This is a genomic window from Streptomyces sp. NPDC047117 (genome assembly GCF_040643545.1).
Taxonomy (GTDB): Bacteria; Actinomycetota; Actinomycetes; order Streptomycetales; family Streptomycetaceae; genus Streptomyces.
The window spans coordinates 39,772-63,073 of the sequence record NZ_JBEYUN010000017.1; the positions used below are offsets into that span (position 1 = coordinate 39,772).

Annotated in this window: 19 protein-coding genes and 2 pseudogenes; 13 read left to right on the forward strand and 8 right to left on the reverse strand. The window is 70.6% G+C overall.

The annotated features are described in order from the left end of the window. Positions 1 to 136: 136 nt before the first annotated feature. From ABZ840_RS28300 to ABZ840_RS28320, 5 genes are all read left to right on the forward strand, one after another. A complete protein-coding gene (locus tag ABZ840_RS28300; protein WP_361563710.1) occupies positions 137 to 1,765 on the forward strand; it encodes an ABC transporter substrate-binding protein in 1,629 nt (542 codons plus the stop codon). A 4-nt stretch (positions 1,766 to 1,769) separates the two neighbouring features. Then, positions 1,770 to 2,693, forward strand: coding sequence for an ABC transporter permease (locus ABZ840_RS28305; RefSeq protein ID WP_361563712.1), 924 nt, complete (start codon positions 1,770 to 1,772; stop codon positions 2,691 to 2,693). Then, positions 2,686 to 3,660 (forward strand): ABC transporter permease, encoded by a 975-nt coding sequence (locus ABZ840_RS28310; protein ID WP_361563715.1) that lies wholly within the window; start codon positions 2,686 to 2,688, stop codon positions 3,658 to 3,660. The genes ABZ840_RS28305 and ABZ840_RS28310 overlap by 8 nt, the downstream gene beginning before the upstream one ends. 81 nt (positions 3,661 to 3,741) lie before the next feature. After that, complete coding sequence (locus ABZ840_RS28315) at positions 3,742 to 4,791, forward strand: ABC transporter ATP-binding protein (protein ID WP_361563717.1); 1,050 nt, start codon at positions 3,742 to 3,744, stop codon at positions 4,789 to 4,791. Further along, entirely contained in the window at positions 4,781 to 5,845 is a 1,065-nt protein-coding gene (locus ABZ840_RS28320) for a dipeptide ABC transporter ATP-binding protein (RefSeq protein WP_361563720.1), read from the forward strand. The genes ABZ840_RS28315 and ABZ840_RS28320 overlap by 11 nt, the downstream gene beginning before the upstream one ends. A gap of 192 nt (positions 5,846 to 6,037) precedes the next feature. On the opposite strand, the gene ABZ840_RS28325 is transcribed toward ABZ840_RS28320, so the two are convergent. From ABZ840_RS28325 to ABZ840_RS28350, 6 genes are all read right to left on the reverse strand, one after another. Next, positions 6,038 to 7,171 carry a dipeptide ABC transporter ATP-binding protein gene (locus tag ABZ840_RS28325; protein ID WP_361563723.1) on the reverse strand — a complete coding sequence of 378 codons (1,134 nt, stop codon included), beginning with the start codon at positions 7,169 to 7,171 and terminating at the stop codon, positions 6,038 to 6,040. Positions 7,172 to 7,186: 15 nt separating this feature from the next. After that, positions 7,187 to 8,248, reverse strand: a complete 1,062-nt coding sequence (locus ABZ840_RS28330) for an ABC transporter ATP-binding protein (protein ID WP_361563726.1) — start codon at positions 8,246 to 8,248, stop codon at positions 7,187 to 7,189. Positions 8,249 to 8,259: 11 nt separating this feature from the next. After that, positions 8,260 to 9,237 carry an ABC transporter permease gene (locus tag ABZ840_RS28335; RefSeq protein ID WP_361563729.1) on the reverse strand — a complete coding sequence of 326 codons (978 nt, stop codon included), beginning with the start codon at positions 9,235 to 9,237 and terminating at the stop codon, positions 8,260 to 8,262. Between the two features lie 114 nt (positions 9,238 to 9,351). After that, positions 9,352 to 11,151 (reverse strand): ABC transporter substrate-binding protein, encoded by a 1,800-nt coding sequence (locus ABZ840_RS28340; protein WP_361563732.1) that lies wholly within the window; start codon positions 11,149 to 11,151, stop codon positions 9,352 to 9,354. Positions 11,152 to 11,240: 89 nt separating this feature from the next. Further along, positions 11,241 to 12,272 carry an ABC transporter permease gene (locus ABZ840_RS28345; protein WP_361563735.1) on the reverse strand — a complete coding sequence of 344 codons (1,032 nt, stop codon included), beginning with the start codon at positions 12,270 to 12,272 and terminating at the stop codon, positions 11,241 to 11,243. A gap of 415 nt (positions 12,273 to 12,687) precedes the next feature. Beyond that, on the reverse strand, positions 12,688 to 14,859 hold the full coding sequence (locus tag ABZ840_RS28350) for a prolyl oligopeptidase family serine peptidase (protein ID WP_361563738.1): 2,172 nt from the start codon (positions 14,857 to 14,859) through the stop codon (positions 12,688 to 12,690). Between the two features lie 207 nt (positions 14,860 to 15,066). Between ABZ840_RS28350 and ABZ840_RS28355 the strand changes: the two genes are divergently transcribed. From ABZ840_RS28355 to ABZ840_RS28385, 7 genes and pseudogenes are all read left to right on the forward strand, one after another. Further along, positions 15,067 to 15,261 carry a hypothetical protein gene (locus ABZ840_RS28355; RefSeq protein WP_052867828.1) on the forward strand — a complete coding sequence of 65 codons (195 nt, stop codon included), beginning with the start codon at positions 15,067 to 15,069 and terminating at the stop codon, positions 15,259 to 15,261. A 147-nt stretch (positions 15,262 to 15,408) separates the two neighbouring features. Further along, entirely contained in the window at positions 15,409 to 16,344 is a 936-nt protein-coding gene (gene mshB / locus ABZ840_RS28360) for an N-acetyl-1-D-myo-inositol-2-amino-2-deoxy-alpha-D-glucopyranoside deacetylase (protein WP_361563741.1), read from the forward strand. Beyond that, positions 16,341 to 16,805 (forward strand): DUF6113 family protein, encoded by a 465-nt coding sequence (locus ABZ840_RS28365; RefSeq protein ID WP_361563744.1) that lies wholly within the window; start codon positions 16,341 to 16,343, stop codon positions 16,803 to 16,805. Before mshB ends, ABZ840_RS28365 begins: the two co-directional genes overlap by 4 nt. 165 nt (positions 16,806 to 16,970) lie before the next feature. Beyond that, on the forward strand, positions 16,971 to 19,058 hold the full coding sequence (locus ABZ840_RS28370) for a hypothetical protein (protein ID WP_361563747.1): 2,088 nt from the start codon (positions 16,971 to 16,973) through the stop codon (positions 19,056 to 19,058). Positions 19,059 to 19,209: 151 nt separating this feature from the next. Continuing rightward, positions 19,210 to 19,362 (forward strand): annotated as a pseudogene (locus ABZ840_RS28375) (ABC transporter ATP-binding protein); the annotation flags it as partial. Between the two features lie 19 nt (positions 19,363 to 19,381). Beyond that, positions 19,382 to 19,537: pseudogene (locus ABZ840_RS28380) on the forward strand (LuxR C-terminal-related transcriptional regulator); the annotation flags it as partial. 99 nt (positions 19,538 to 19,636) lie between these two features. Beyond that, positions 19,637 to 20,821, forward strand: a complete 1,185-nt coding sequence (locus ABZ840_RS28385) for a PP2C family protein-serine/threonine phosphatase (RefSeq protein ID WP_361563750.1) — start codon at positions 19,637 to 19,639, stop codon at positions 20,819 to 20,821. Here ABZ840_RS28385 and ABZ840_RS28390 read toward each other — a convergent pair. After that, the gene (locus ABZ840_RS28390) at positions 20,814 to 21,680 is read right to left on the reverse strand and encodes a transglutaminase-like domain-containing protein (protein WP_361563753.1); all 867 of its coding nucleotides are present in this window, start codon (positions 21,678 to 21,680) and stop codon (positions 20,814 to 20,816) included. The two genes, ABZ840_RS28385 and ABZ840_RS28390, sit on opposite strands and share 8 nt — an antisense overlap. Before the next feature lie 17 nt (positions 21,681 to 21,697). Continuing rightward, positions 21,698 to 22,783 (reverse strand): GNAT family N-acetyltransferase, encoded by a 1,086-nt coding sequence (locus ABZ840_RS28395; RefSeq protein WP_361563756.1) that lies wholly within the window; start codon positions 22,781 to 22,783, stop codon positions 21,698 to 21,700. A 143-nt stretch (positions 22,784 to 22,926) separates the two neighbouring features. Between ABZ840_RS28395 and fdxA the strand changes: the two genes are divergently transcribed. Continuing rightward, a complete protein-coding gene (gene fdxA, locus ABZ840_RS28400; protein WP_361563758.1) occupies positions 22,927 to 23,247 on the forward strand; it encodes a ferredoxin in 321 nt (106 codons plus the stop codon). The last annotated feature ends 55 nt before the right edge of the window (positions 23,248 to 23,302 follow it).

The window sequence follows — 23,302 nt, forward strand, 5'->3', positions numbered from 1 at the left end:
CGCGGCGGGTGCCGCTCTCGTGCGTTCGGGGGGAATGTGCGGCGTGGCGTGCTCGTACGGGGGAGGTACGGGTGCGAGGAAGCCTCCTATGGGCTGTTATGTGGCCTACGTACCTATTGGTCGGAGGAGGCACCGGATGCGTGGAGCCACCCGTGCGAAGTGGGCGGTGGGAACGGTGGCGGTCGCTCTCGTGGCGACGGCATGTGGTGGCGGGGGCGGCGGTGGTGGTGACGGGAAGGGGGTGCTCAGTTCGTCGTGGGGGGATCCGCAGAATCCGCTGGAGCCGGCCAATACCAATGAGGTGCAGGGCGGCAAGGTCCTGGACATGGTGTTCCGGGGGCTGAAGCGGTACGACCCGAAGACCGGCGAGGCCAAGGACATGCTCGCCCGGAAGATCGAGACCGAGGACCAGCAGAACTACACGGTCACGATCAAGAAGGGGTGGAAGTTCAGCAACGGGGAGCCGGTCACGGCGCAGTCGTTCGTGGATGCGTGGAATTACGGGGCGAATCTCGATAATAATCAGAAGAATGCTTACTTCTTCGGGTATATCGAGGGGTATGAGAAGGTGCACCCCGAGAGCGGGAAGCCGAGTGCGAAGACGCTCTCCGGGTTGAAGGTCAAGAATGACACCACGTTTACCGTGGCGCTCAATCAGAAGTTCTCGACGTGGCCGCAGACGCTGGGGTATCCGGCGTTCGCTCCGTTGCCGCGGGCGTTTTTCAAGGACCATGACGGGTGGCTGAAGAAGCCGGTCGGGAACGGGCCGTACAAGATCGAGTCGTACGACAAGGGTTCGGCCATGAAGCTCCGGAAGTGGAGCAAGTACAAGGGGCCCGACAAGGCCATGAACGGGGGTGTCGATCTGCGGGTGTACACCGACAACAACACCGCCTACACCGATCTGCAGGCCGGCAATCTCGATCTGACGGACGACATTCCGGCCGCGCAGCTGAAGAACGCCGAGGCGGATCTTGGTGATCGGTACATCAATCAGCCCGCCGGAATCATTCAGACCCTGACCTTCCCCATGTACGACCCGAAGTGGGGGACGCAGAAGATGGCCAAGGTACGGCAGGGGCTGTCCATGGCGATCGACCGCAAGACGATCACCAAGCAGATCTTCCAGAACACCCGCACCCCGGCCACCGACTGGACCTCGCCGGTGCTCAAGGCGGACGGCGGCTACAAGGCGGGCCTGTGCGGGGAGGCGTGCCAGTACAAGCCGGCCGAGGCGCGCAAGCTCATCAAGGAGGGCGGCGGGCTGCCCGGCGGCAAGGTCACCGTCACGTACAACGCCGACACCGGCTCGCACAAGGACTGGGTCGACGCGCTCTGCAACAGCGTCAACAAGGTGCTGAAGGACGACAAGGCGTGTGTGGGCAATCCGGTGGGGACGTTCGCGGATTACCGGAACCAGATTTCCGCGAAGAAGATGAAGGGGCCGTTCCGGGCCGGGTGGCAGATGGACTATCCGCTCATTCAGAACTTCCTCCAGCCGATGTACTACACCGGCGCCTCCTCCAATGACGGCAAGTACAGCAACAAGCAGTTCGACAAGCTGGTCGACGAGGCGAATGCCGAGCCCGACCAGCAGGCGGCGGTGAAGAAGTTCCAGGACGCGCAGCGGGTCCTGGTCAAGGACATGCCGGTGATCCCGCTCTGGTACCAGAACGGCAGCGGGGGATATACGGACCGGCTGAGCAACGTCCGGCTGAACCAGTTCAGCGTGCCCGTCTACGAGCAGATCAAGGTCGGCAGCTGACCCCATGGGACGCTATGTCATCCGGCGGCTGCTCCAGATGATCCCGGTGTTCATCGGCAGCACGTTCCTGATCTTCTTCATGGTGTACGCGCTCGGGGACCCGGTGGCCGCGATGTTCGGCGACCGCGCCCCCGACCCCGCCACCGCCGCGAGGATCCGCGAGGAACTCCTTCTCGACCAGCCGCTGTGGAAGCAGTACCTGCACTACATGGGCCAGATCTTCCGCGGGGACTTCGGCACCGCCTTCAACGGGCAGCCGGTCACCGAGCTGATGGGCACCGCCTTCCCCGTCACCCTGCGGCTGACCCTGGTCGCCATCGTCATCGAGATCGTCGTCGGCATCACGCTGGGGGTGCTGAGCGGGCTGCGCCGCGGGCGCGCGCTGGACACCTCGGTGCTCGTCTTCACGCTCGTCGTGGTGTCCATTCCGACGTTCGTCAGCGGCTATGTGCTGCAGTTCCTGCTCGGCGTGAAGTGGGGGTGGGTGACGCCGACCGCCTCCACCGACGCGTACCTGACCGAGCTGTTCCTTCCCGGCGTGGTGCTGGCGCTGGTCTCGCTGGCCTACGTCACCCGGCTGACGCGTACGTCGCTGGCGGAGAACGCGCGCGCCGACTACGTACGGACGGCCGTGGCCAAGGGCCTGCCGCGCCGCCGGGTCGTCACCCGCCACCTGCTGCGCAACTCCCTGATCCCGGTGATCACCTTCATCGGCACGGACATCGGCCAGCTCATGGGCGGCGCCATCGTCACCGAGCGGATCTTCAACATCCACGGCGTCGGCTTCCAGCTCTACCAGGGCATCCTGCGGCAGAACTCGCCCACCGTCGTCGGCTTCGTCACCGTCCTCGTCCTGGTCTTCCTCTTCGCCAACCTCGTCGTCGACCTGCTGTACGCCGTACTCGACCCGAGGATCCGCTATGCCTGAGAGCTACGTGCCCAAGGAGGCGGTCACGCACGGGGACGGCGCCACCACCGCCCTGGCGATGGCCGAGGCCGAGACCCTGGAGGGCGGCCGGAACGGACGGGGCGGCGGACGCCCCAACGGCAGGCCCCGCAGCCTGTGGGGCGACGCCTGGCGCGACCTGCGGCGCAACCCGGTCTTCCTGATCTCCGCGCTGATCATCCTCTTCCTCGTCGTGATCGCGATCTGGCCGCAGCTGATCACCGACGGGAACCCGTACCGCGCGGACCTCGCCAAGGCCCAGGAAGGCTCGGCCCCCGGCCACCCCTTCGGCTTCGACACCCAGGGCCGGGACGTCTACACCCGTACCGTCTACGGGGCGCGCGCCTCCATCACCGTCGGCGTCTGCGCCACCGCCGGCGCCGCGCTCCTCGGCAGCCTCCTCGGCGGCCTCGCGGGCTTCTTCGGCGGCTGGTGGGACGCGCTGCTCTCCCGGCTCGCCGACATCTTCTTCGGCATCCCCGTACTCCTGGGCGGCCTGGTCTTCCTCTCGGTCGTCACCAGCAAGACGGTCTGGCCGGTGGTCGGCTTCATCGTGCTGCTCGGCTGGCCGCAGATCGCCCGGATCGCCCGCGGCTCCGTCGTCACCGCCAAGCAGAACGACTACGTCCAGGCCGCGCGGGCGCTCGGCGCCTCCAACGGCCGGATGCTGCTGCGGCACATCGCCCCGAACGCGGTGGCCCCCGTCATCGTCGTCGCCACCATCGCGCTGGGCACGTACATCTCCCTGGAGGCCACGCTGTCCTACCTCGGCGCGGGCCTGAAGCCGCCCAACGTCTCCTGGGGCATCGACATCTCCACCGCCTCCACCTACATCCGCAACGCGCCGCACATGCTGCTGTATCCGGCGGGCGCGCTGTCGATCACGGTGCTGGCGTTCATCATGCTCGGCGACGCGGTGCGCGACGCCCTCGACCCCAAGCTGCGCTGACCCCGAGCCACGCTGAACCGAAGCTGCGCTGACCCCGAGCTGCGCTGACCCCGAGCTGCGCTGAGGAGACGGAGAGAGCCGATGGCCACCGCGACGAACCCCGACGCCGCGCCCGATCCCGGCGCGGCGTCGCCCGCGCTGCTCGACGTGCGCGACCTGTACGTGGAGTTCCGTACCCGGGACGGCGTCGCCAGGGCCGTCAACGGCGTCAGTTACCGCGTCGACGCGGGCGAGACGCTCGCCGTGCTGGGCGAGTCGGGCTCCGGCAAGTCCGTCACCGCGCAGGCCGTCATGGGCATCCTCGACTCGCCGCCCGGCTTCGTCACGGGCGGCGAGATCCTCTTCCGGGGACAGGACCTGCTCAAGGCCCCGCCCGAGGAGCGGCGCAAGGTACGCGGCGCCCGGATGGCGATGATCTTCCAGGACGCGCTGTCCGCGCTGAATCCGGTGCTCTCCGTCGGCGCCCAGCTCGGCGAGATGTACGAGGTCCACCAGGGCATGAAGCGGAAGGACGCGCGCGCCAAGGCGGTGGAGCTGATGGACCGGGTGAAGATCCCGGCGGCGCGCTGCCGGGTCGGCGACTACCCGCACCAGTTCTCCGGCGGTATGCGCCAGCGCATCATGATCGCGATGGCGCTGGCCCTGGAGCCGGACCTGATCATCGCGGACGAGCCGACGACCGCGCTGGACGTCACGGTGCAGGCGCAGGTCATGGACCTGCTGGCCGACCTCCAGCGGGAGTACGACATGGGGCTCATTCTGATCACCCATGACCTGGGGGTGGTCGCGGACGTCGCCGACCGGATCGCGGTGATGTACGCCGGGCGGATCGTGGAGCACGCGCCCGTGCACGACCTCTACCGCGCGCCGGCCCACCCGTACACCCGCGGCCTGCTGGACTCCATCCCGCGCCTGGACCGGAAGGGCCAGGAGCTGTACGCGATCAAGGGCCTGCCGCCGAGCCTGACCGCGATCCCGCCAGGCTGCCCCTTCCACCCGCGCTGCCCCCGGGCCCGCGACCGGTGCACCACGGACCGGCCGCCGCAGTACGACGTGGCGGCGGGCCGGACCAGCGCCTGCCACTTCTGGGAGGAGACCCTGCGAGACGAGGAGCCGCCGCATGACCGCTGAGGCCACCGAGGCCATTCTCGAAGTGCGCGACCTGGTCAGGCACTACGCGCTGACCCAGGGCATCGTCCTGAAGCGGCAGGTCGGCGCGGTCAAGGCGGTCGACGGGGTCTCCTTCGACCTGCGCAAGGGCGAGACGCTGGGCATCGTGGGGGAGTCGGGCTGCGGGAAGTCCACCGTCGCCAAGATGCTGGTCGGCCTGGAGCGGCCGACCGCCGGGGCGATCCGCTACCACGGCGAGGACATCACCGCGCTGTCCGGGCGGGCCCTGAAGGCCGTTCGCCGCAACATCCAGATGGTGTTCCAGGACCCGTACACCTCGCTCAACCCGCGGATGACGGTCGGCGACATCATCGGGGAGCCGTACGACATCCACCCGGAGGTGGCGCCGAAGGGCTCGCGGCGCCAGAAGGTCCAGGAGCTGCTGGACGTGGTGGGGCTGAACCCGGAGTACGTGAACCGCTATCCGCACCAGTTCTCCGGCGGGCAGCGGCAGCGCATCGGCATCGCGCGGGGGCTGGCGCTGCGGCCCGAGATCATCGTCGCCGACGAACCGGTCTCCGCGCTGGACGTCTCGGTCCAGGCGCAGGTGGTGAACCTGCTGGAGCGCCTCCAGAACGAGTTCGACCTGAGTTACGTCTTCATCGCGCACGACCTGTCGGTGGTGCGGCACATCTCGGACCGGGTGGCGGTGATGTACCTGGGCCGGATCGTGGAGACCGGCACCGAGGACGAGATCTACGGGCACCCCACGCATCCGTACACGCAGGCGCTGCTGTCCGCCGTGCCCGTACCGGATCCCGAGGCGCGGGAGCACCGGGTGGGGGCACCTCCCGGCGGTGGCCGGGGGAGGATCCTGCTCGACGGGGACGTGCCGTCGCCGGCCGATCCGCCGTCGGGGTGCCGGTTCCGCACGCGGTGCTGGAAGGCGCGCGAGGTCTGTGCCGAGGTCGTTCCTCCGTTGGCCGTACCCGAATGGTTCGCGGGGGCCGCGGGGCCGGCGCACCCCTCCGCGTGCCACTTCGCGGAGGAGCGCCACGTCGTGCCGAGCGAATAGGCGGCCGGGCGGGGCGGGGGTACCCCTGAGCCCCGGTGGCCGACTGCCGCGCCGTCGTGGCCGGTCGCGCAGTTCCCCGCGCTCCTGACGGGGCGCGGGGACCTGCGCGGGCAACCGGCGCGGCGGGAAAGACCGCCACGGCCCGGACCACCGCGGCGGTGGGAACAGGCCTCGCGAGGGACCGCGGTGGGGTCAGGCCTCCTTCGAAGGACCTCCTGTGTCCTCGATCGCCGCCAGGGCCGGGTCGAGGACGATGTCCTCGCCGCGGGCGGCGAGCGTCGGCTCCTCGGGGAAGTGGCAGGCCGTCAGGTGGCCCGCGGCGTTGCCGGCGATCTGGAGCAGCGGCGGCTCCTCCGTCGCGCACTTCTCCTGCGCCTTCCAGCAGCGGGTGCGGAAGCGGCAGCCGGAGGGCGGGTTGACCGGCGAGGGCACGTCGCCCGCGAGCCGGATGCGCTCGCGCTGCTCCTCGTCGTCCTCGGTGAACTTCGCCTCCGGTACCGCGGAGAGCAGCGCGTGCGTGTACGGGTGGCGCGGGCGGGTGTAGATGGAATCGCGGTCGCCGACCTCGACGATCTTGCCCAGGTACATCACCGCCACCCGCTGGCTGAAGTGCCGGACGATCGCCAGGTCGTGGGCGATGAAGAGGAACGCGATGCCCAGCTCCCGCTGGAGCTCCTGGAGGAGGTTGACGACCTGGGCCTGGATGGAGACGTCCAGCGCGGAGACCGGCTCGTCGGCGATGATCAGCTTCGGTTCCAGGGCGAGCGCGCGGGCCACGCCGATGCGCTGCCGCTGGCCGCCGGAGAACTCGTGCGGGAAGCGGTTGTAGTGCTCCGGGTTGAGGCCGACGGTCTCCAGCAGCTCGCGGACCTTCTTCTCGCGGCCGCCGGGCGGGTTGATCCCGTTGATCTCCATCGGGCCGCCGATGATGGTGCCGACGGTCTGCCGCGGGTTCAGCGAGGAGTACGGGTCCTGGAAGATCATCTGGATCTCGGACCGGACCGGCGCGAGCTGCTTGCGGTTCGCGTGGCTGATGTCGCGGCCGCGGTAGGAGATCTTGCCGCTGGTGGGCTCCAGCAGCCGGGTCAGCAGCCGGCCCGTGGTGGACTTGCCGCAGCCCGACTCGCCGACCAGGCCGAAGCTCTCGCCGGCGTGCACGGTCAGGTCGACCCCGTCGACCGCCTGCACCGCGCCGATCGTCCGCCGGATCGGGAAGCCGCCCTTGATCGGGAAGTGCTTGGTCAGGCCCTCGGTGACCAGCAGCGGTTCGCCCGCGGGGGCGGCGTCGCGGGGGGCGGGGAGGGTGACGTCTTTCGTTTCACTCATGATGGTCGTCGCTCCCTAGCCCAGCCGGGGCTTGATCTGCTCGGTGAAGAAGGTGTGTTTCTGCTCGGCCGTGAGGTGGCAGGCCGAGGCGCGCCCCGGTGCCAGCGGCGGCCGCTCGTCCGCGCAGCGGGTGCCGCCCACCTCGGAGGTGAACGCGCAGCGCGGGTGGAAGGGGCAGCCGCTCGGCGGGGTGAGCAGGCTCGGCGGGGCGCCGGGGATCGGGTGCAGCGGCTCGTCGACGCTGGCCGACAGGCGCGGCATCGAGCCGAGCAGGCCCCAGGCGTACGGGTGCTGCGGCTCGGTGAGGATGTCCCGTACCGTGCCGCGCTCGACGGCCCGGCCCGCGTACATCACCAGCAGCTCGTCGGCCATGTCGGCGACGACGCCCAGGTCGTGGGTGATCAGGATGATCGCCGACCCGAACTCCTGCTGGAGGTCCTTGAGGAGGTCCAGGATCTGCGCCTGGACGGTCACGTCCAGCGCGGTGGTCGGCTCGTCGGCGATGAGCAGCGCGGGGTTGCAGACCAGCGACATGGCGATCATGGCGCGCTGGCGCATGCCGCCGGAGAACTGGTGCGGGTAGTCGTCCACCCGCAGGTTCGGCTGCGGGATGCCGACCTTGGTCAGCATCTCGATGGCGCGCTGCCGGCCCTCGCGCTTGCTCGCGCCGGTGTGCTTGATGAACGGCTCGGCGATCTGCCGGCCCACCGTGTAGTACGGCGACAGCGCCGTCAGCGGGTCCTGGAAGATCATCGCCATCTTGTTGCCGCGGAGCTTCTGCAGCGTGCGCTCGCCGGCGCCGGTCAGCTCCTGGCCGTCCAGCGTGATCTCGCCGGCGATCTCGGTGGAGGCGGGGTTGTGCAGGCCCAGCACGGCGAGGTTGGTCACCGACTTGCCGGAGCCGGACTCGCCGACGATGCCGAGCGTGCTGCCCTTCTCCAGGTCGAAGGAGAGCCCGTCGACGGCCTTGACGATGCCGTCCTCGGTGGAGAACCGCACGTACAGGTCGCGCACGGACAGGAAGGGGTCCGACCCGGTCGGGACCGGTGCGCCCTCGGTCTTGGTGAGTGTGGTCACTGGTGGCTCTCCTAGGACAGGCGCACGCGCGGGTCGATGAACGCGTAGGCCGCGTCGACGATGATGTTGAAGAGGACGATGAACGTCGCCGCGAACAGCATCACGCCCATGACCATGGGCAGGTCGGTGTCCTGTACGGACTTCACCGCGAGTGTGCCGAGGCCCGGCAGGGCGAAGGTCTGTTCCGTGATCATCGCGCCGCCGAAGAGCGACCCGAGGTCGATGCCGAAGATGGTGACGATGGGGATGAGCGAGCCGCGCCAGGCGTACCGGAAGAAGACCGTTCCCCGCGTCATGCCCTTGGCGCGGGCGGTACGGACGTGTTCCTCGGCCAGCTGCTCGATCATGGAGGAGCGCGCCATACGGGTGTACTGCGCGGTGAAGATGATCGACAGCACGCACCAGGGGATCAGCAGGCCCATGAACCAGGCCCCTGGATTGTCCGTGAAGTTCACGTACTTGGGCTGCCCCAGGATCTCCAGGTTGTACACCAGCAGAGCCAGCACGATCGGGCCGATGAAGTAGATCTGCATCGAGCTCAGCACCAGTGAGGCGGAGCTGAAGAACTTGTCGAGCAGCTTGCCCTGCTTCCAGGCGGCGAGCATGCCGGTGCCCAGGCCGACCGTCAGGAAGACCGCGGCGGCGCCGATGGTCAGCGAGATCGTGGTCGGGAAGCGGTCGACGATGGTGTTCCAGACAGGATCGCCGTTGGCGAACGAGTAGCCGAAGCAGGGGGCCGGGCAGGGCCCCTGGGCGAAGTCGCGCCCGGTCACGATGCCGGACATGAAGTCCCAGTACTGAACCGGGATCGGCTTGTCCAGACCGAGGTTCTTGTGAATCAGGGCGACGGCGTCCGGCGTGCAGTTCTTTCCGCAGGCCAGCAGCGCGGGATCCCGGGGGGCGGCGAAGAACAGGAAGAAGGTGAACGCGCTGATCAGCAGCAGGATCACGATCGCGCCGAGGGACCGGCGGAAGAGGAAACGAAGCATGGCAGATCGCAGCTCTCGTGGGGCAGCGGAAGGAGGTGGGTGGGGACCGCGCGGTGTGCCCGTCCGGTCCGGACGGGCACACCGGGCGCCAGGGTTACCGGCGCGAGGGCACGGTTACTTCTTGAGGAACAGCTTCGTCGGGTCGACACCGCTGATGATGTCGTTGTTCACGACGCCGCCGACCTTGGAACCGTGCAGCTGGATCTGCTTGTAGTAGAAGGTCGGGATCGCCGGCAGGTCCTCCTTGAGGATCTTCTCGTTGAGCTTGAACCACTCCTCGGACGCCTTCTCCTGGTCCGACATCTTGGAGATGCGGTCCATCTCCTTGCTGACGGCCGGGTTGTTGTAGTGCGAGTAGTTCGGCGAGCCGTCCTGGATCTGCCGGCCGTCCATGGTGGGCGGCAGCACGGTCGAGGCGCTCGGCCAGTCGGCGCCCCACGCGGAGGCGTAGATGTCGAACTTGTTGTCGACCTTGCCGATCACGTCGTAGTACGTGTCGGAGGGCAGGTCCTTCGGCTGGACGTCGAAGCCGGCCTTCTTGAGGTTGTCGACGATGGAGACCGAGTACTTCTGCGGCTCCGGCGCGTTCATGTAGGCGAAGGTGATCTTCATGCCGGTCTTGCCGGCTTCCTTCAGGAGCTTCTTCGCCTTCTCGATGTCGCCCAGCGGCTTCTTCAGCTTGCCGTAGGGGTCGACGTCCTTGTAGCCGGTGACCGTCGGGCTGATGTAGCTGCCCGCCAGCTCGCCGCCGCCCGGCGTGCCGTACGCGTCCAGGACGGCCTGCGTCGGCATCGCGTAGGCGAGGGCCTCACGGACCTTCTTGTCCTTGATCCGCTTCATGTTGAAGTTGATGACGCCGACGTAGGGCTGGTAGCCGTCGATCGAACGCTTCTTGACCTTGGGGTCGTTGGTCACGGTCTGCATGCTGGCCGCGTCGACCTGGTTGCTGAAGCTGACCGCGTTCTGGTTGTCGGCGTTGTCCGCGATCAGACGCTGGGTCGAGTCCGGGAAGGACACACCGAACTGGATGTCGAACTTGTCGACGTACTGGTGGCGCGAGTTGTCGGTGTTCGCGTCCCACTCGGTGTTCTTGACCAGCGTCATGCCCTTGCCGGACTTGAAGGACCCCGGCTTGATCTTGTACGGGCCCGAGGACTGCGGGGCCTTGTCGTACTTCTCCTTGGTGTCCTTCTTCTCCTGCACCGCGGCGTAGCCGGCCATGGCCAGGGCGTACGGCAGGTCCGGGTGCGGCGTCTTGAAGTGGAAGACGATGGTCTTGTCGTCCGGCGTCTCCAGGACGCTGTCCGGGAGGTGCTTCCCCTTGTACGGACCGTCCTTGAGGAGCTTGCGGTAGTCGGTGGAGTCCGCCAGCCACTGCTGGACGAAGTACGGGCCGTCCGTGATGAACGGTGCGAACTGCCGCTCGAAGGTGTGCCGGATGTCCTTGGCCGTGATCGGGGAGCCGTCCTCCCACTTCACGTTGTCCTTGAGCGTGTACTTCCAGGTCTTGCCGCCGTCGGAGGACTGGCCGCTGTCCGTGGCGAGGTCACCGACGATGGTGTACTTGCCCTTGTTGTCCATGTGGTACGACGTCAGCTTGCGGAAGAGCAGCGTGGCGAGCGCGCCCTCGTCGCTGACGTAGATCTGCGCCGGGTCCAGGTGCGAGAAGGTGTCGCGCTGGTAGACCTTGAGGGTGCCGCCCTTCTGCGCGCCCGGCACCTCCTCGGCCTTGCCCTTGGACGCCGCGGCGTCGCCGAACGCGATCTGGGAGCGCTGCGCCTCGGCGCCGGAACGTTCGTTGGCGTTGTCCCCGCCGCCGGCGCCCGCGCCGCTGCTGCACGCGGTGAGGACCAGGGCGCCGGCTGCCAGCGCGACCAGGGTGGCGTGAGTTCTGCGCGTACGGTTGCTGCTCATGACGGTAAATGCACCTGCCTGTCGTTGATCCGATGCTGCTGCCTGACTCATGCGATGCCGGGGTGGCAGCACCCCCCATGGAACGGATCTCATCGAGCCCGCTTCGGGTCGAAAGCGTCCCGGACCGAATCCCCGAGCAGGTTGAAGGCGACAATGAAGAGGACCATCGCCACACCCGGGAAGAACAAGTACGTGATGTCGTTGCGGTAGTAGTCGGCGGCGTTCGCGAACATCCGGCCCCAGTCCGGGGTGGGCTCGACGTAGCCGACGCCCAGGAAGGACAGGCCCGCGATGGACGTCACGAAGTTCGGGAGCATGTACGTCGTCTGGACCAGGATCGGCGTCACGACGTTCGGCAGCAGCTCGCGGCGGATGATGCGGGCCGGTGAGGCGCCGGAGACCTTCGCGGCCTCGATGAACTCCCGTTCTCTCAGCGAGAGCACCTGTCCGCGGAGCAGGCGGGCCAGGCTCATCCAGCCCAGGAACCACATCACCAGGATCAGGATGGTCGCCCGCAGCCAGGTCGGCATGGCGTCCTCGGGGGCCACGAAGATGGCGGCCACGACGGGAACGAAGGCGACGAAGAACAGCTGGTTCGGGAAGGCCATCAGCAGGTCGGTGGCCCGGCCGATGAAGTAGTCGATCTTGCCGCCGAAGTAACCGGCCGCCACACCCAGCACGATGGCGGTGAGCACCGAGGCGATGGTGATCGCGACCGCGGTGAAGAGCGTGGTGCGGATGCCGTAGACGAGCTGCATGAACACGTCGCGGCCCAGGGTCGGTTCGATGCCGAACCAGAAGTCGCCCGAGATGCCGCCGTTGGGCTGGGTCGGGTAGCCGTTGGTCAGCAGGCCCGGCGTGAGCATGCCGTACCGCGTGTAGGGGTCCTTGCCGTACAGCGCGGAGATGACCGGGGCCAGCAGACCGACGGCGAAGAAGAAGATCACGACATAGGCGCTGATCACTCCGGTGCGGTCCCGCTTGAACCTGGCCCACATCAATTGGCCCGGCGAACGGCCGACCAATTCGCCGCCCTTGCGGTCCTTTCCCTTGCTCAGCCCGTCGGGTCCAAGTCCTGGGGTGTCGGTCTTGGAAACCGCGGTCTGGGATGGACTAGTCATCGCGAAGTGCCCCCGCGCCGAGTTCTCTTGGAACATGAAGCGGCACAGAGTCGCACCGCTGGTTGAGCGGACTTTCGCAAGTGATTTACGGCGGAGTCAAGAGTCTGCGGACCGACCGTAGCCAGCTTGTTCGCTTCTTGAGCGAAGATTGCGCAGATTGACGCCCGGGCGTGCTTGACAGGTATGGAAGGTGTACGGCATGGGCGACATATCGTCCCCAACATCCTTAACATGAAGGACACTTGGCCGTCGCAGTACCGATATACGAACGCGCCATCCTGGACAGCGTACGGCCGTGCGGGTGCCGTGGACCGGCCGGGGAGACCGAACGTCTCCCCGGCCGGTCGTTTTTCGTCCGGCCCCGCCGCACGTCCGCGTGCACATATCCATGCGGGGCGGCCGGGGATTCCTGGTACTAGGAGAGACCCAGGCTCCGCTTGAGGAATGCGACTTGCAGAAGAAGCAGGTTTTCGGCCACCTGTTCCTGCGGCGTCATATGGGTCACGCCGGACAGCGGCAGTACTTCGTGCGGGCGGCCGGCGGCCAGCAGCGCGGAGGAGAACCGCAGAGAATGCGCCACCACCACGTTGTCGTCCGCCAGCCCGTGCACGATCATCATCGGCCGGTGCTGCTCGGCTGCGCCCGACAGACCCTCGTCGGTGACCAGGGAATTCCGCACGTAGGAGGCAGGGTCCTCGGCCGGGTGGCCCAGGTACCGCTCCGTGTAGTGCGTGTCGTACAGCCGCTGGTCGGTCACGGGCGCGCCCACCACCGCCGCGTGGAAGACGTCCGGGCGGCGCAATGCGGCCAGTCCGGCGAGGAAGCCGCCGAACGACCAGCCCCTGATGGCCACCCGGTCCAGGTCCAGCGGGAATTGCTCCGCCAGCGCGTGCAGCGCGTCGACCTGGTCCTGGAGCACCACGTCGGCGAGCTGCCCCGAAATGGCCTTCTCCCAGGCGGGGGAGCGGCCCGGGGTGCCCCGGCCGTCCGCCACCACCACGGCGAAGCCCTGGTCGGCGAACCACTGCGAGGTGAGGAAGACGTTGTGGGCGGCGAGTACCCGCTGGGCGTGCGGGCCGCCGTAGGGGTCCATCAGGACCGGCAGCGGCCCGTCCCCCTCCTGGTAGCCGGTCGGCAGCAGCACGGCACAGGGGATGTCCCGCTCGCCCGCCGTCACGAACCGCGGCCGGGCGGTGAGCACCGGCGTCTCGGCGTACGAGGGGATCTCGGCGAGCCGGGTCTCCTTGCCGTCGGCGGCCAGCCGCAGCACCTCCACCCGCGCCCCGGGCCGGTCCGCGCTCATGTGCGACACGACCGCGGTCTCGCCCACCCGCACCGCGGAGGAGTACGAGGCGTAGGGGCGTTCCGTCACCCGCTCCCAGCCGCCCTGGTCGCCGCTGCCCCGGTACCAGGCCCGGTAGATCCCGACGTCGTGCAGATCCTCGGCGCTCGCCGAGAACAGGACATCTTCCTGGCCGATATCGAGCACCGCGCGCACGTGCAGCGGCGCGGACGTCAGCGGCCGGTCCCCGACGAAGAGCTTGCGCGCGCCGCCCTCGTCGGCGATCCGCACCAGCCGCCGGTCCGGCGTCCAGGCCGGCACGCCCGGATACGGCTCGACCCACACCGGGTCCTCGTCGGCGTGCACCAGCCGGGTGGCGCCGGTCTCGGTGTCGACGGCCAGATAGCGCTGCGACCGCTGGTCACGGGACTGGACCAGGAGCAGCGGTGGGCCGGCCGCCGACCAGTGCACCCGGGCCAGGTAGGGGTAGCGTTCGCGGTCCCAGACGACGTCCGTGCGCTCCCCGCTCAGGTCCAGCAGGGCGAGGCCGACCTCGGCGTTGGGGGTGCCGGCGGCCGGGTAGGCCACCTCGGCGGGCGCCTTGTCCGGGTGCGCCGGATCGGCGATCCACCAGCGGCGTACGGGGGAGTCGTCGACCCGCGCGGCCAGCAGCCGCTCGCTGTCGGGCGACCACCAGAAGCCGCGGTACCGGCTCATCTCCTCGGCCGCGATGAACTCCGCGAGGCCCCAGGTGACGTTCGGCCCGTCCGGTGCCGCCAGCGCGCGGTCGCCGTGCGCCGCTCCGTCGCCGTCCGCCGTGCCGTCACCCGTCACGGGCACGACCCGCAGCGCGCCCTCCGCGACATACGCCACATACCGGCCGTCCGGGGACGGGCGGGGGTCCACCACCGGCCCCGGCACGGGCAGTTCGCGGCAGGTGCCGGCCCGCAGCTCGGAGACGAACAGCCGGCCGGAGAGCGGGAAGGCGGCCAGCTCCACGGCCGCGTCGGTGGCGTACCCGACCACGCCGCCCGAACCCTCCCGGGTCCGCTCGCGGCGCGCCTTCTCCTCCGGGGACAGTTCCTCGTCGGCGCCGCCCAGCAGCTCCGCCGGGTCGGCGGCGGCGTACTCGCGCCCGGCGTCAAGGTCAAGGACCCACAACAGATTCGCCCGATCGGTGCCTGATCGGGAGCGGAGGAAGGCGACGCGCGTACCATCCGGCGAAACGCTGAAGCCGCGCGGTACGCCCAGGCTGAAGCGCTGGGTGCGCGCGTGCTGCCGGGGAAATGAGAGCTGTCCGGTCATGCGGTCGAGCGTAAGGGCCCCGGGGCTCACGGCAGCCGCACTCGTCAAGATCGTGTGCGCCCCCACTCTGCACCCGTGCACCGGCATATGCGCGCGGATCGATAGTTATGATCGCTGAGGCGTGTGGGTATGGAGCCATTGGCCAAAGCGGCCCGGGCCCTGCCCGCCCAATCCCGTTCCGTCCGTGCGTACTTGGAGGTGACCGCCGTGGCACTCTCGATTTCGGCGGTGGTGCTGCTGGCGATCATCGTCTTCCTGCTGGTGAAGAAGTCAGGCTTGAAGGCGGGCCATGCAGTCGTCTGCATACTGCTGGGGTTCTACATCGCCAGCTCGTCGATCGCGCCGACCATCAGAGAGTTCACCACCAATGTCGCGGGGATGATCGGCGGCATCAAGTTCTGACCCCGACTCCACGGGCCCGCGCGGTACGGCCGCCCGCGCCCGTGGCTCCACCACCCGCCCGGCCGTGACGGGCGGACGAAGCGCCCGACCGGGTGGATCACCCGGTCGGGTTCTCCGTGCCGTGCGTACGACTCGTACGCTGTCCTCATGTCCGAGCTTCCCGCCCGCCGTCTGCTCCTGGTGCACGCGCACCCCGACGACGAGTCGATCAACAACGGCGCCACCATGGCCAGATATGCGGCCGAGGGTGCCCTCGTCACCCTGGTGACCTGCACGCTGGGTGAGGAGGGCGAGGTGATCCCCGCCGATCTCGCCCATCTGGCCGCCGACAAGGACGACGTGCTCGGCCCGTACCGCAGCGGCGAACTGGCCGCGGCCATGGCGGAGCTGGGCGTCACCGACCACCGCCAGCTCGGCGCCCCGGGCCGCTACCGCGACTCCGGGATGATGGGCGCGCCGCAGAACGACCGCCCGGACGCCTTCTGGCAGGCCGACCTGGACGCGGCCGCCGGAGACCTGGTCGAGGTCGTCCGCGAGGTCCGCCCGCAGGTCCTGGTCACCTACGACCCGGACGGCGGGTACGGCCACCCCGACCACATCCAGGCCCACCGGGTCGCGATGCGCGCGGCAGACCTGTCCGCCGACCCCGCCTTCCGGCCGGAGCTCGGCGCGCCCCACGCGATCGAGAAGATCTACTGGAACTGCAACCCGCGCTCCGTGGTCGAGGAGGGCTTCGAGCGGCTGCGCGCCGCCGGAATGTCCTTCCCCGGCGTGGCCGACGTGGACGACGTGCCGGGCGTGGTGGCGGACGCGGAGGTCACGGCCTCGATCCCGGCCACGCCGGAGTACAGCGCGGCCAAGGCCGCCGCGATGCGCGCGCACGTCACCCAGATCTCGGTCGACGGCCCGTTCTTCGCGCTCTCCAACGACCTCGGACAGCCGCTGATCAGCGGTGAGCACTACCGGCTCGTGCGCGGCACGTCCGGCGCGAAGGACGGCGAGCGGGAGGACGACCTGTTCGCCGGCGTACGGACGAAGGACGGGCCGGAGACGGCGGCGGAGCGGTCGGAGGCACGGCGATGAGCGGCAACGACGACGCGAACAAGCGCAGCAGGGCGGCCGGCGGAGGCGCCGGGAAGTCCGCCGACGCGGCGCCGCGGCCGGAGACCCCGCCCGCCGGCGCGCTGAAGGCCGGGCTGTACGTCCTGCTGTTCGTCCTGGGCGCGCTGACCGCGGTGGCCGGCGCGCTGGTGCAGGGGGCGTGGTTCCCCGGCGGGCTGCTGCTCGCGCTGGCGGGCGCCGCCGCGCTGTTCACCGGCGGCGCGCGGGCGGCCGTCTCGGTCGTCGGGGCGCTGGTCCCGGCCGCCGGCTGGCTGATCACGGTGATCGGCCTCAGTACGACGCGCGCGGAAGGCGACTTCGTCTTCGGCGCCGGCCTCGGCGCGTACGCCTTCCTGCTGGGCGGCATCGCCGTCGCTGTGATCTGCACCACGGCGTCGATGGGCCGCTCCGCGAACCTGGGTGCGGCCCGTCGTGGCATGTGACGGGCCGTCCGAGGCCGTTGTTCCGCGGTGCGTGCGGACGTCCGTACGGGGAGCGTTCTCACACACCCCGATACCCCGCACGCGCCGGACAGTATGGTGGTGCGCGCCGCCGAGCCGCCCAAGCACGTCGATGACGAGCGGCGGAGCCAACCGGGAGATCCTGCTTTGAGTCGTGAATCTGAGAGTTCGTCCTCCGGGCCCCAGGGGCGCGGCGCTGCCGCCTACCCCTCGGGTACCCCGCCGTACGGGCCCCGCCAGGGCGACGCCGACGAGGCGGTAGCAGCGCGGTCGGAGGAGCCCAAGACCGAGACCACGCTGACCACGCGCATCAAGATCAACATTCCGGGATCGCGGCCGATCCCGCCGGTCGTGGTGCGCAAGCCGGTCGGCGAGGACACCGCCGCGAACGGCGCCGACGGGGCGCAGGGCGGCCGTGCCGGTGCCGAGCGCACCGGCAGCACGCCGCGGCCCCGCCCGCAGGCGGCGCCCGCCGCGCCCGCCGAGAGCGCGCCCGAGGAGAAGAAGGAGTCCGCGGGCTCGTCCGCCACGAGCGACTGGTTCGCGCCGCGCCGGCCCAAGCGGTCCGCGGGCGGCCAGGCCGCGCCGCAGGGCGGCACCCCGGCCGGCGGCGTTCCGGCCGGCGGCGGCCAGGGCCCCGGTGCCGGTCAGGGCCCCGGTGCCGGGCAGCGCCCGGGTCCCGCCGACCGGCCGGCACAGCAGGGTCCGGGCCAGGACTCCGTCCTGCCGTACTTCTCCGACGGACCCGCGGCGCCCGGTGGCGGCGGTCCGGCGGGCCCCGGCGGCCCCACCCCCGGCGCGCCCGGACCGTCGGGTCCGACGACCGGCCCGGCCACCGGTGACCTGTCCTTCCCGCCGGCCGCCCCCGGCGGCGACCGGCAGCGCTCCGGCCTGGAGGCGCTGGCGGCGGGCGAGACGCTGCCGCCGGCCAGCCTCACCGGCGAGCGGCCGGGCGGCGAGCAGACCGGTGGCGCGCTGCACGGCGGCCCGTTCGCCGGTGGTGCGCTGACCGGTGGTGCCACCCCGCCGCCGAGGAGCGACGACACCGCCGAGCTGACCCCGCAGCCGCCGGCCGGCGCGGTGGGCCCGGTCGCCGGTGCGGACGGCCGCACCTCCAGCGACACCCTCGTCAGCGGCATTCCCACGGTCTCCGCCGACGGCCCGGCGCCGTGGCAGGCCGCCCCGCAGCACGCGGCCGGCCCGGCGGAGGCCGAGGCGCCGGACGCGCCCGCCGCGCCGAAGCCCAAGCCGCGCACGAAGATCCCCGAGCCGATCAACCCGCCCAAGAAGGGCCGGAACAAGCTCGTCCTCGTGCTCGGCGGCGTCGTCGTGCTCGCGGGCGTGGCCTACGGCGCCGGCCTGCTGCTGGACCACTCCGACGTACCGGGCGGCACCACGGCGCTCGGCGTCGACATCGGCGGCACGACCAAGGAACAGGCCACCGAGAAGCTCGACGCGGCGCTGAAGGACACCAGGACCGCGCCGCTGAAGCTGACCGTCGACGGGCAGCCGCAGACCCTGCTCCCCGGCAAGGCGGGCCTGGACATCGACACCCAGGCCACCGTCCGGGGCGCGGCGGGCCGCGACTACAACCCGGTCTCCGTGATCGGCTCGCTGTTCGGCGGTGCCCGTACGGCCGAGCCCTCGATGATCGTCGACGACGAGAAGCTGGACATCGCGCTGAAGTCGGTGGCCGGCGAGCAGGGCGCGGCCAAGGACGGCGGCATAAACTTCGTCGCCGGCAAGGCCGTCCCGCACTACGGCAAGCCGTACAAGTCGATCGACGTCGACGCGGCCAAGCAGAAGGTCACGCAGGCGTACAAGGACCGGCTCGCCGGCGGCGCCGGGCAGCCGGTGGCGCTGAAGACCAGCATGCAGCAGCCGACGGTCCCGGACTCCGAGGTGAACCGGGCGCTGAAGTCCTTCGCCAAACCGGCGATGTCCGGACTGATCACGGTACGGACGGACGCGCAGCACACGGTGTCCTTCAGCCCCGAGAAGTCCATCCCGAAGTTCGTTTCGATGCGGCCCGTCGACGGCAAGCTGGTCGAGTACTACGACCGGCCGGCGCTGAAGGCCCTGTACGGCGAGACGTTCGAGGGCGTCATGGTCACCAAGGGCGACGGCTCCAAGAAGCCGGTCAGCGTCGAGGAGGTCGCGAGCGCGGTCGGCCAGGCGCTCCGCGGCACCACCCCGGCGCAGCGGGTCGTCACCATCCCGACGAACCCGAACTGACCCGCGGCGTACGAAGCGAGGGGAAGCCCCGGCGGCACCGGCCGCCGGGGCTTCGCACGGCTGTCCGTACGTCTCCCATGACATCTGTCATCCCGTTCTCACGACGCACGGCACTGCCGCCGCGGGGCCCCGAACGGCGACGCTCGATGCCATGACGACCACAGAAACCACCGCGGCCGACACCGGTCACCGCGCCGGCCGGCGGCCCGTGGTCGGTTTCACGGGGGTCAGCAAGAGCTACGGCACGGTACGCGCCGTCTCCGACCTCTCCCTGGAGCTGCACCCGGGCGAGACCGTCGCCCTCCGCGAGGGGGGCGTGCTGCGCCGTGGCCGGTGGCGCCACCAACGCCGAGATCGCGCAGGCCCTGCACTTCTCCCGGGGCACCGGCCGCAATGACCTCTCCACCGCCATCCAGAAGACCGGCGCCCGCAACCGCGCCGAGGCCGCCCGCACCGCCCGCGACAAGGGCCGGCTGTAGCGGGCCGGAGGTACCGCCGCCGTACCGGGCCCCCGGCGGGCGCGTACGGGACCTTCGCCCCTGCAGGACTGCGGCACCTGTGCGCATGCTGGAAGTGCCATGCCTTTCACGCGACTGCAGGATTCGGGCCGCCGGCGCGCGCTGCTGCTGAGCGCCCTTGTCGTGCTGATCGCGTTGGCCGATGTGGTCACCGGCCCCGAGGTGCGTCTCATCTCCTTCGCCGGGGTCGCGCCGATGTTCGCCGCGCTGCGCTGCTCGGCGCGCTGGACCGGGGTGGTGACGGCCTCCTTCGTCGTGGCCAGCGCCGTCATCTACTCCGTGAACTTCTCCGACTGGACGGTTTCGGGCTCGCTGGTGGGGCTCCTCGGCACCTTCGTGGTCGCCGCCTTCGCCCAGCTGCTGTGCCACAACCGGCGCCGGCGCGACGACGCGTTCGACCGCACCCGGCTCGTCGCCGACGAGGTCCAGCGGGCCATGCTGCACGAGCTGCCGCTGCGCGCCGGTGCGTACGCCGTGGCCGGCTTCTACGTCTCGGCGCTGGAAGGCGCCCGGGTCGGCGGCGACATCTACGAAGCGGTCGAGACGCCGTACGGCACCCGCCTGGTGATCGGCGACGTCCAGGGCAAGGGCATGCCCGCCATCGGCGCCGGCCACGAGGCGCTGGCGTCCTTCCGGGAGGCCGCGCACTACGAGGCGACGCTGGAGGGTGTGGCGATGCGCATGGAGGCCTCCCTCAAGCGCCACAACGCGCGCGCCGTCGCGCAGGGCGGCACGGAGCGCTTCGTGACCGCGCTGCTCATCGAGATCGGCCCCGACGGCCACGGCCGCTCGCTGTCCTGCGGCCACATTCCCTACTACGTCGTCCGCGGCGACCGGATCACCGAGCGCGACGAGGGGCAGTGGCTGCCGCTGGGCCTGGGCGAGCTGACCGGCGAGCGGCGCCGGGCCTTCGACGCGTGGCCGCTGGACGAGGACTGGGCCGTGCTGTGCACGGACGGCGTGACCGAGGCCCGGCGCCGGGACGGCACGTTCTACCCGCTCGGCGAGCGGCTGAAGGGCTGGACCGGGCTGGCGCCGGACGAGCTGGCCGCGGCCCTCCGCGCCGACCTCACGGAGTTCACCGGCGGCCGGCTCAAGGACGACGCGACCGTGCTGATCGTCCGCCGCAGCCCGGACAGCGCCCCGCTGCGGCCCGCCGCCGGGTTGCCCGCGGGCAGTCACGCCGGGGACCGCGCGCCGGCGGAGCCGGACGCCGCCCCGAGCCGGCCCCGTACCGTCAGTTGAGCATCGCGCGGGCCGCCGCGGCCTGCCGGCGGACCGTTTCCGCGGCCTCCGGGTCCACCGCCTCCAGCACCGTCGCGTACTCCTCCAGCTCCGCGGCGCCGCGCACGAAGTCGCCCCGCTCGACCAGCACCTCGGCGTGCTCGTGCCGCAGCCGCGCCGGATGGCTGGGCAGCAGCAGCGACAGCTCCACCGCCCACAGCCGTACGTCGCTGCGCTCCGGGCGGGCCGTCGCCCAGGCCCGGATGTTGTTCAGGATGCGCAGCACGGTCTCCAGGGGGTCGGCGGGCGCCAGCATCTGCGGCGTCAGCGGCTCCCCGGTCGCGCCCGCCACCAGCAGCCCGGCGTCCTCGTCGGACAGGATCCGGCCGCCGTCGAACGGGTCCACCAGGACGTGCGCGCCGTACGGGTCGCCGAACCCGACGACGTAGTGCCCGGGCAGCGCCACGCCGTACACCGGAGCCCCGGCCCGCCGCGCGACCTCCGTCCACACCACCGACAGCAGGATCGGCAGCCCGCGACGGCGCCGCAGCACCTCGTGGAGCAGCGAGGACTCCAGCCGCCGGTAGTCGGCGGGGAGGCCGTGGAAGCCGCAGCGGGCGCCGAGCAGCCCGGAGACGCTGCGGGCCCAGGCGTGCGCGTCGTCGGTGCCGCCGTGGGCGCGCGCCGGGCGGAACGGCAGCAGGCCGGCCAGCCGGTCCAGCTCGATCTGCGCGGCGTCGATGCCGTGCTCGGTCAGCTCCGGGTCGGCCTCGGCGGCCAGCAGCAGGCACAGCAGCGTGAGGTCGGGCCGCTCCTCGCGGGCGGCCTCGGCGAACTGCCGCCGCCGGGCGGCGCGGCCGGAATCGGGCTCGGGATGCATGTCTGGTCCGTACCCGTTCAGCGGGGGCCGTCCTGCGGGGCGCGCCGGTAGTGGTAGTGGTGGTGATCGGTGAAGCCGAGGCCGTCGTAGAGCGCCCGGGCGGCGTCGTTTTCCGTCTCGACCTGCAGGTACGCCGCCGAGGCGCCCTCCTCCAGCGCCCGCTGGGCGAGCGCGGCCATCACCAGCGTGGCCAGCCCCTGCCGGCGGTGCGCCGGAGCGACCTCCAGCGCCGCGAACCCCGCCCAGCGGCCGTCGATCACCACTCGCCCGATGGCGGCGGGCCCGTCCTCGCCCGGCACGGTCGCGAACCACACGGACGGCCCACCGGCCAGGACCTTCACCGCCTCGGGCGGCGCCTCGGCGCTCCGGTGGTACAGCGCCGTCCAGCCGTCGTCCGGCTCCCGGGACAGCCGCACCCGGCCGGTGTCCGCGTCGGTGTCGGCGAGCGGGGCCAGGGCGCCGACGCGTACGACGGTGGTCCCCTCGGCCGTCCAGCCGCGCCGCTCCAGCTCGGCGGCCAGGACCTCGTCGCTGCCGGCCGCGCCGGTGGAGACGACGACGTAGGGGGGCAGACCGCGCGCTGCGTACCAGTCACGGACGCGGTCCAGCGCGTCGTCCAGCGACACCCCGGGGTCGCCGACCGGCAACGCCGAATTGGCCCGCCGGGTGAAGCCCACCCGTCGCCCACCACCACCCTTCAGAGGATGTTCCCCCGGGCTCCGTCCGGAGGTGCCCCCGTCGCGCAGCTCGCCGACACTGGCCCGCAGTGTCCACTCCCCGAGCCGCTCCGTCTCGACGGCCGGCCAGCCGCGCGCGGCCACCTCCGTGAGCTCCCGCACGCTCGTCGCCGGGCCTCTCCTGCGGGCCGGTGCGGCCGGTACGACCTTGCCCGCGACCAGCGAGCTTGCCATGATCCGTACCTCTTCACCGGTCCGTCGTGTGATGCTCAGCACACCATCGTCCCACGATGTGAGAACGCCGACCGTGTCAGTGAATCGCTCCGTGGACTCACCCGGCCCGGCCAGCCTGCGGACCGATACCCTTTTCCCCACGTCAGCAGGGGTGATGGCGACCTCCAGTCGTCCGCCCGTGGTGAATTCCACAGCTGTGCCCGCCCCTCTTGTTCGTCTCGTGCCCGGGACCGGAGATACTAGGTGCGGGCATCGACGACGCCGCGCTCCCGCGCGCCCTTTGGCGGCCGCCCGAACGAGACGGTCCGCCGGCCCTAACGAGGAGGAACGACAGCGTGACCTACGTCATCGCGCAGCCTTGTGTCGACGTCAAGGACAAGGCGTGCATCGAGGAGTGCCCGGTCGACTGCATCTACGAGGGCTCCCGGTCCTTGTACATCCACCCGGACGAATGCGTCGACTGTGGTGCCTGTGAGCCGGTCTGCCCGGTCGAGGCCATCTTCTACGAAGATGACACCCCTGAGGAGTGGAAGGACTACTACAAGGCGAACGTCGAGTTCTTCGACGAGCTCGGTTCGCCCGGTGGTGCGTCGAAGCTGGGCCTGATCGAGAAGGACCACTCCTTCATCGCCGCCCTGCCGCCGCAGAACCAGTAACGGCAGGCCACAGCCTCCGGTCCCGTACGGCCGCCACCGCCGTACGGGACCGCGG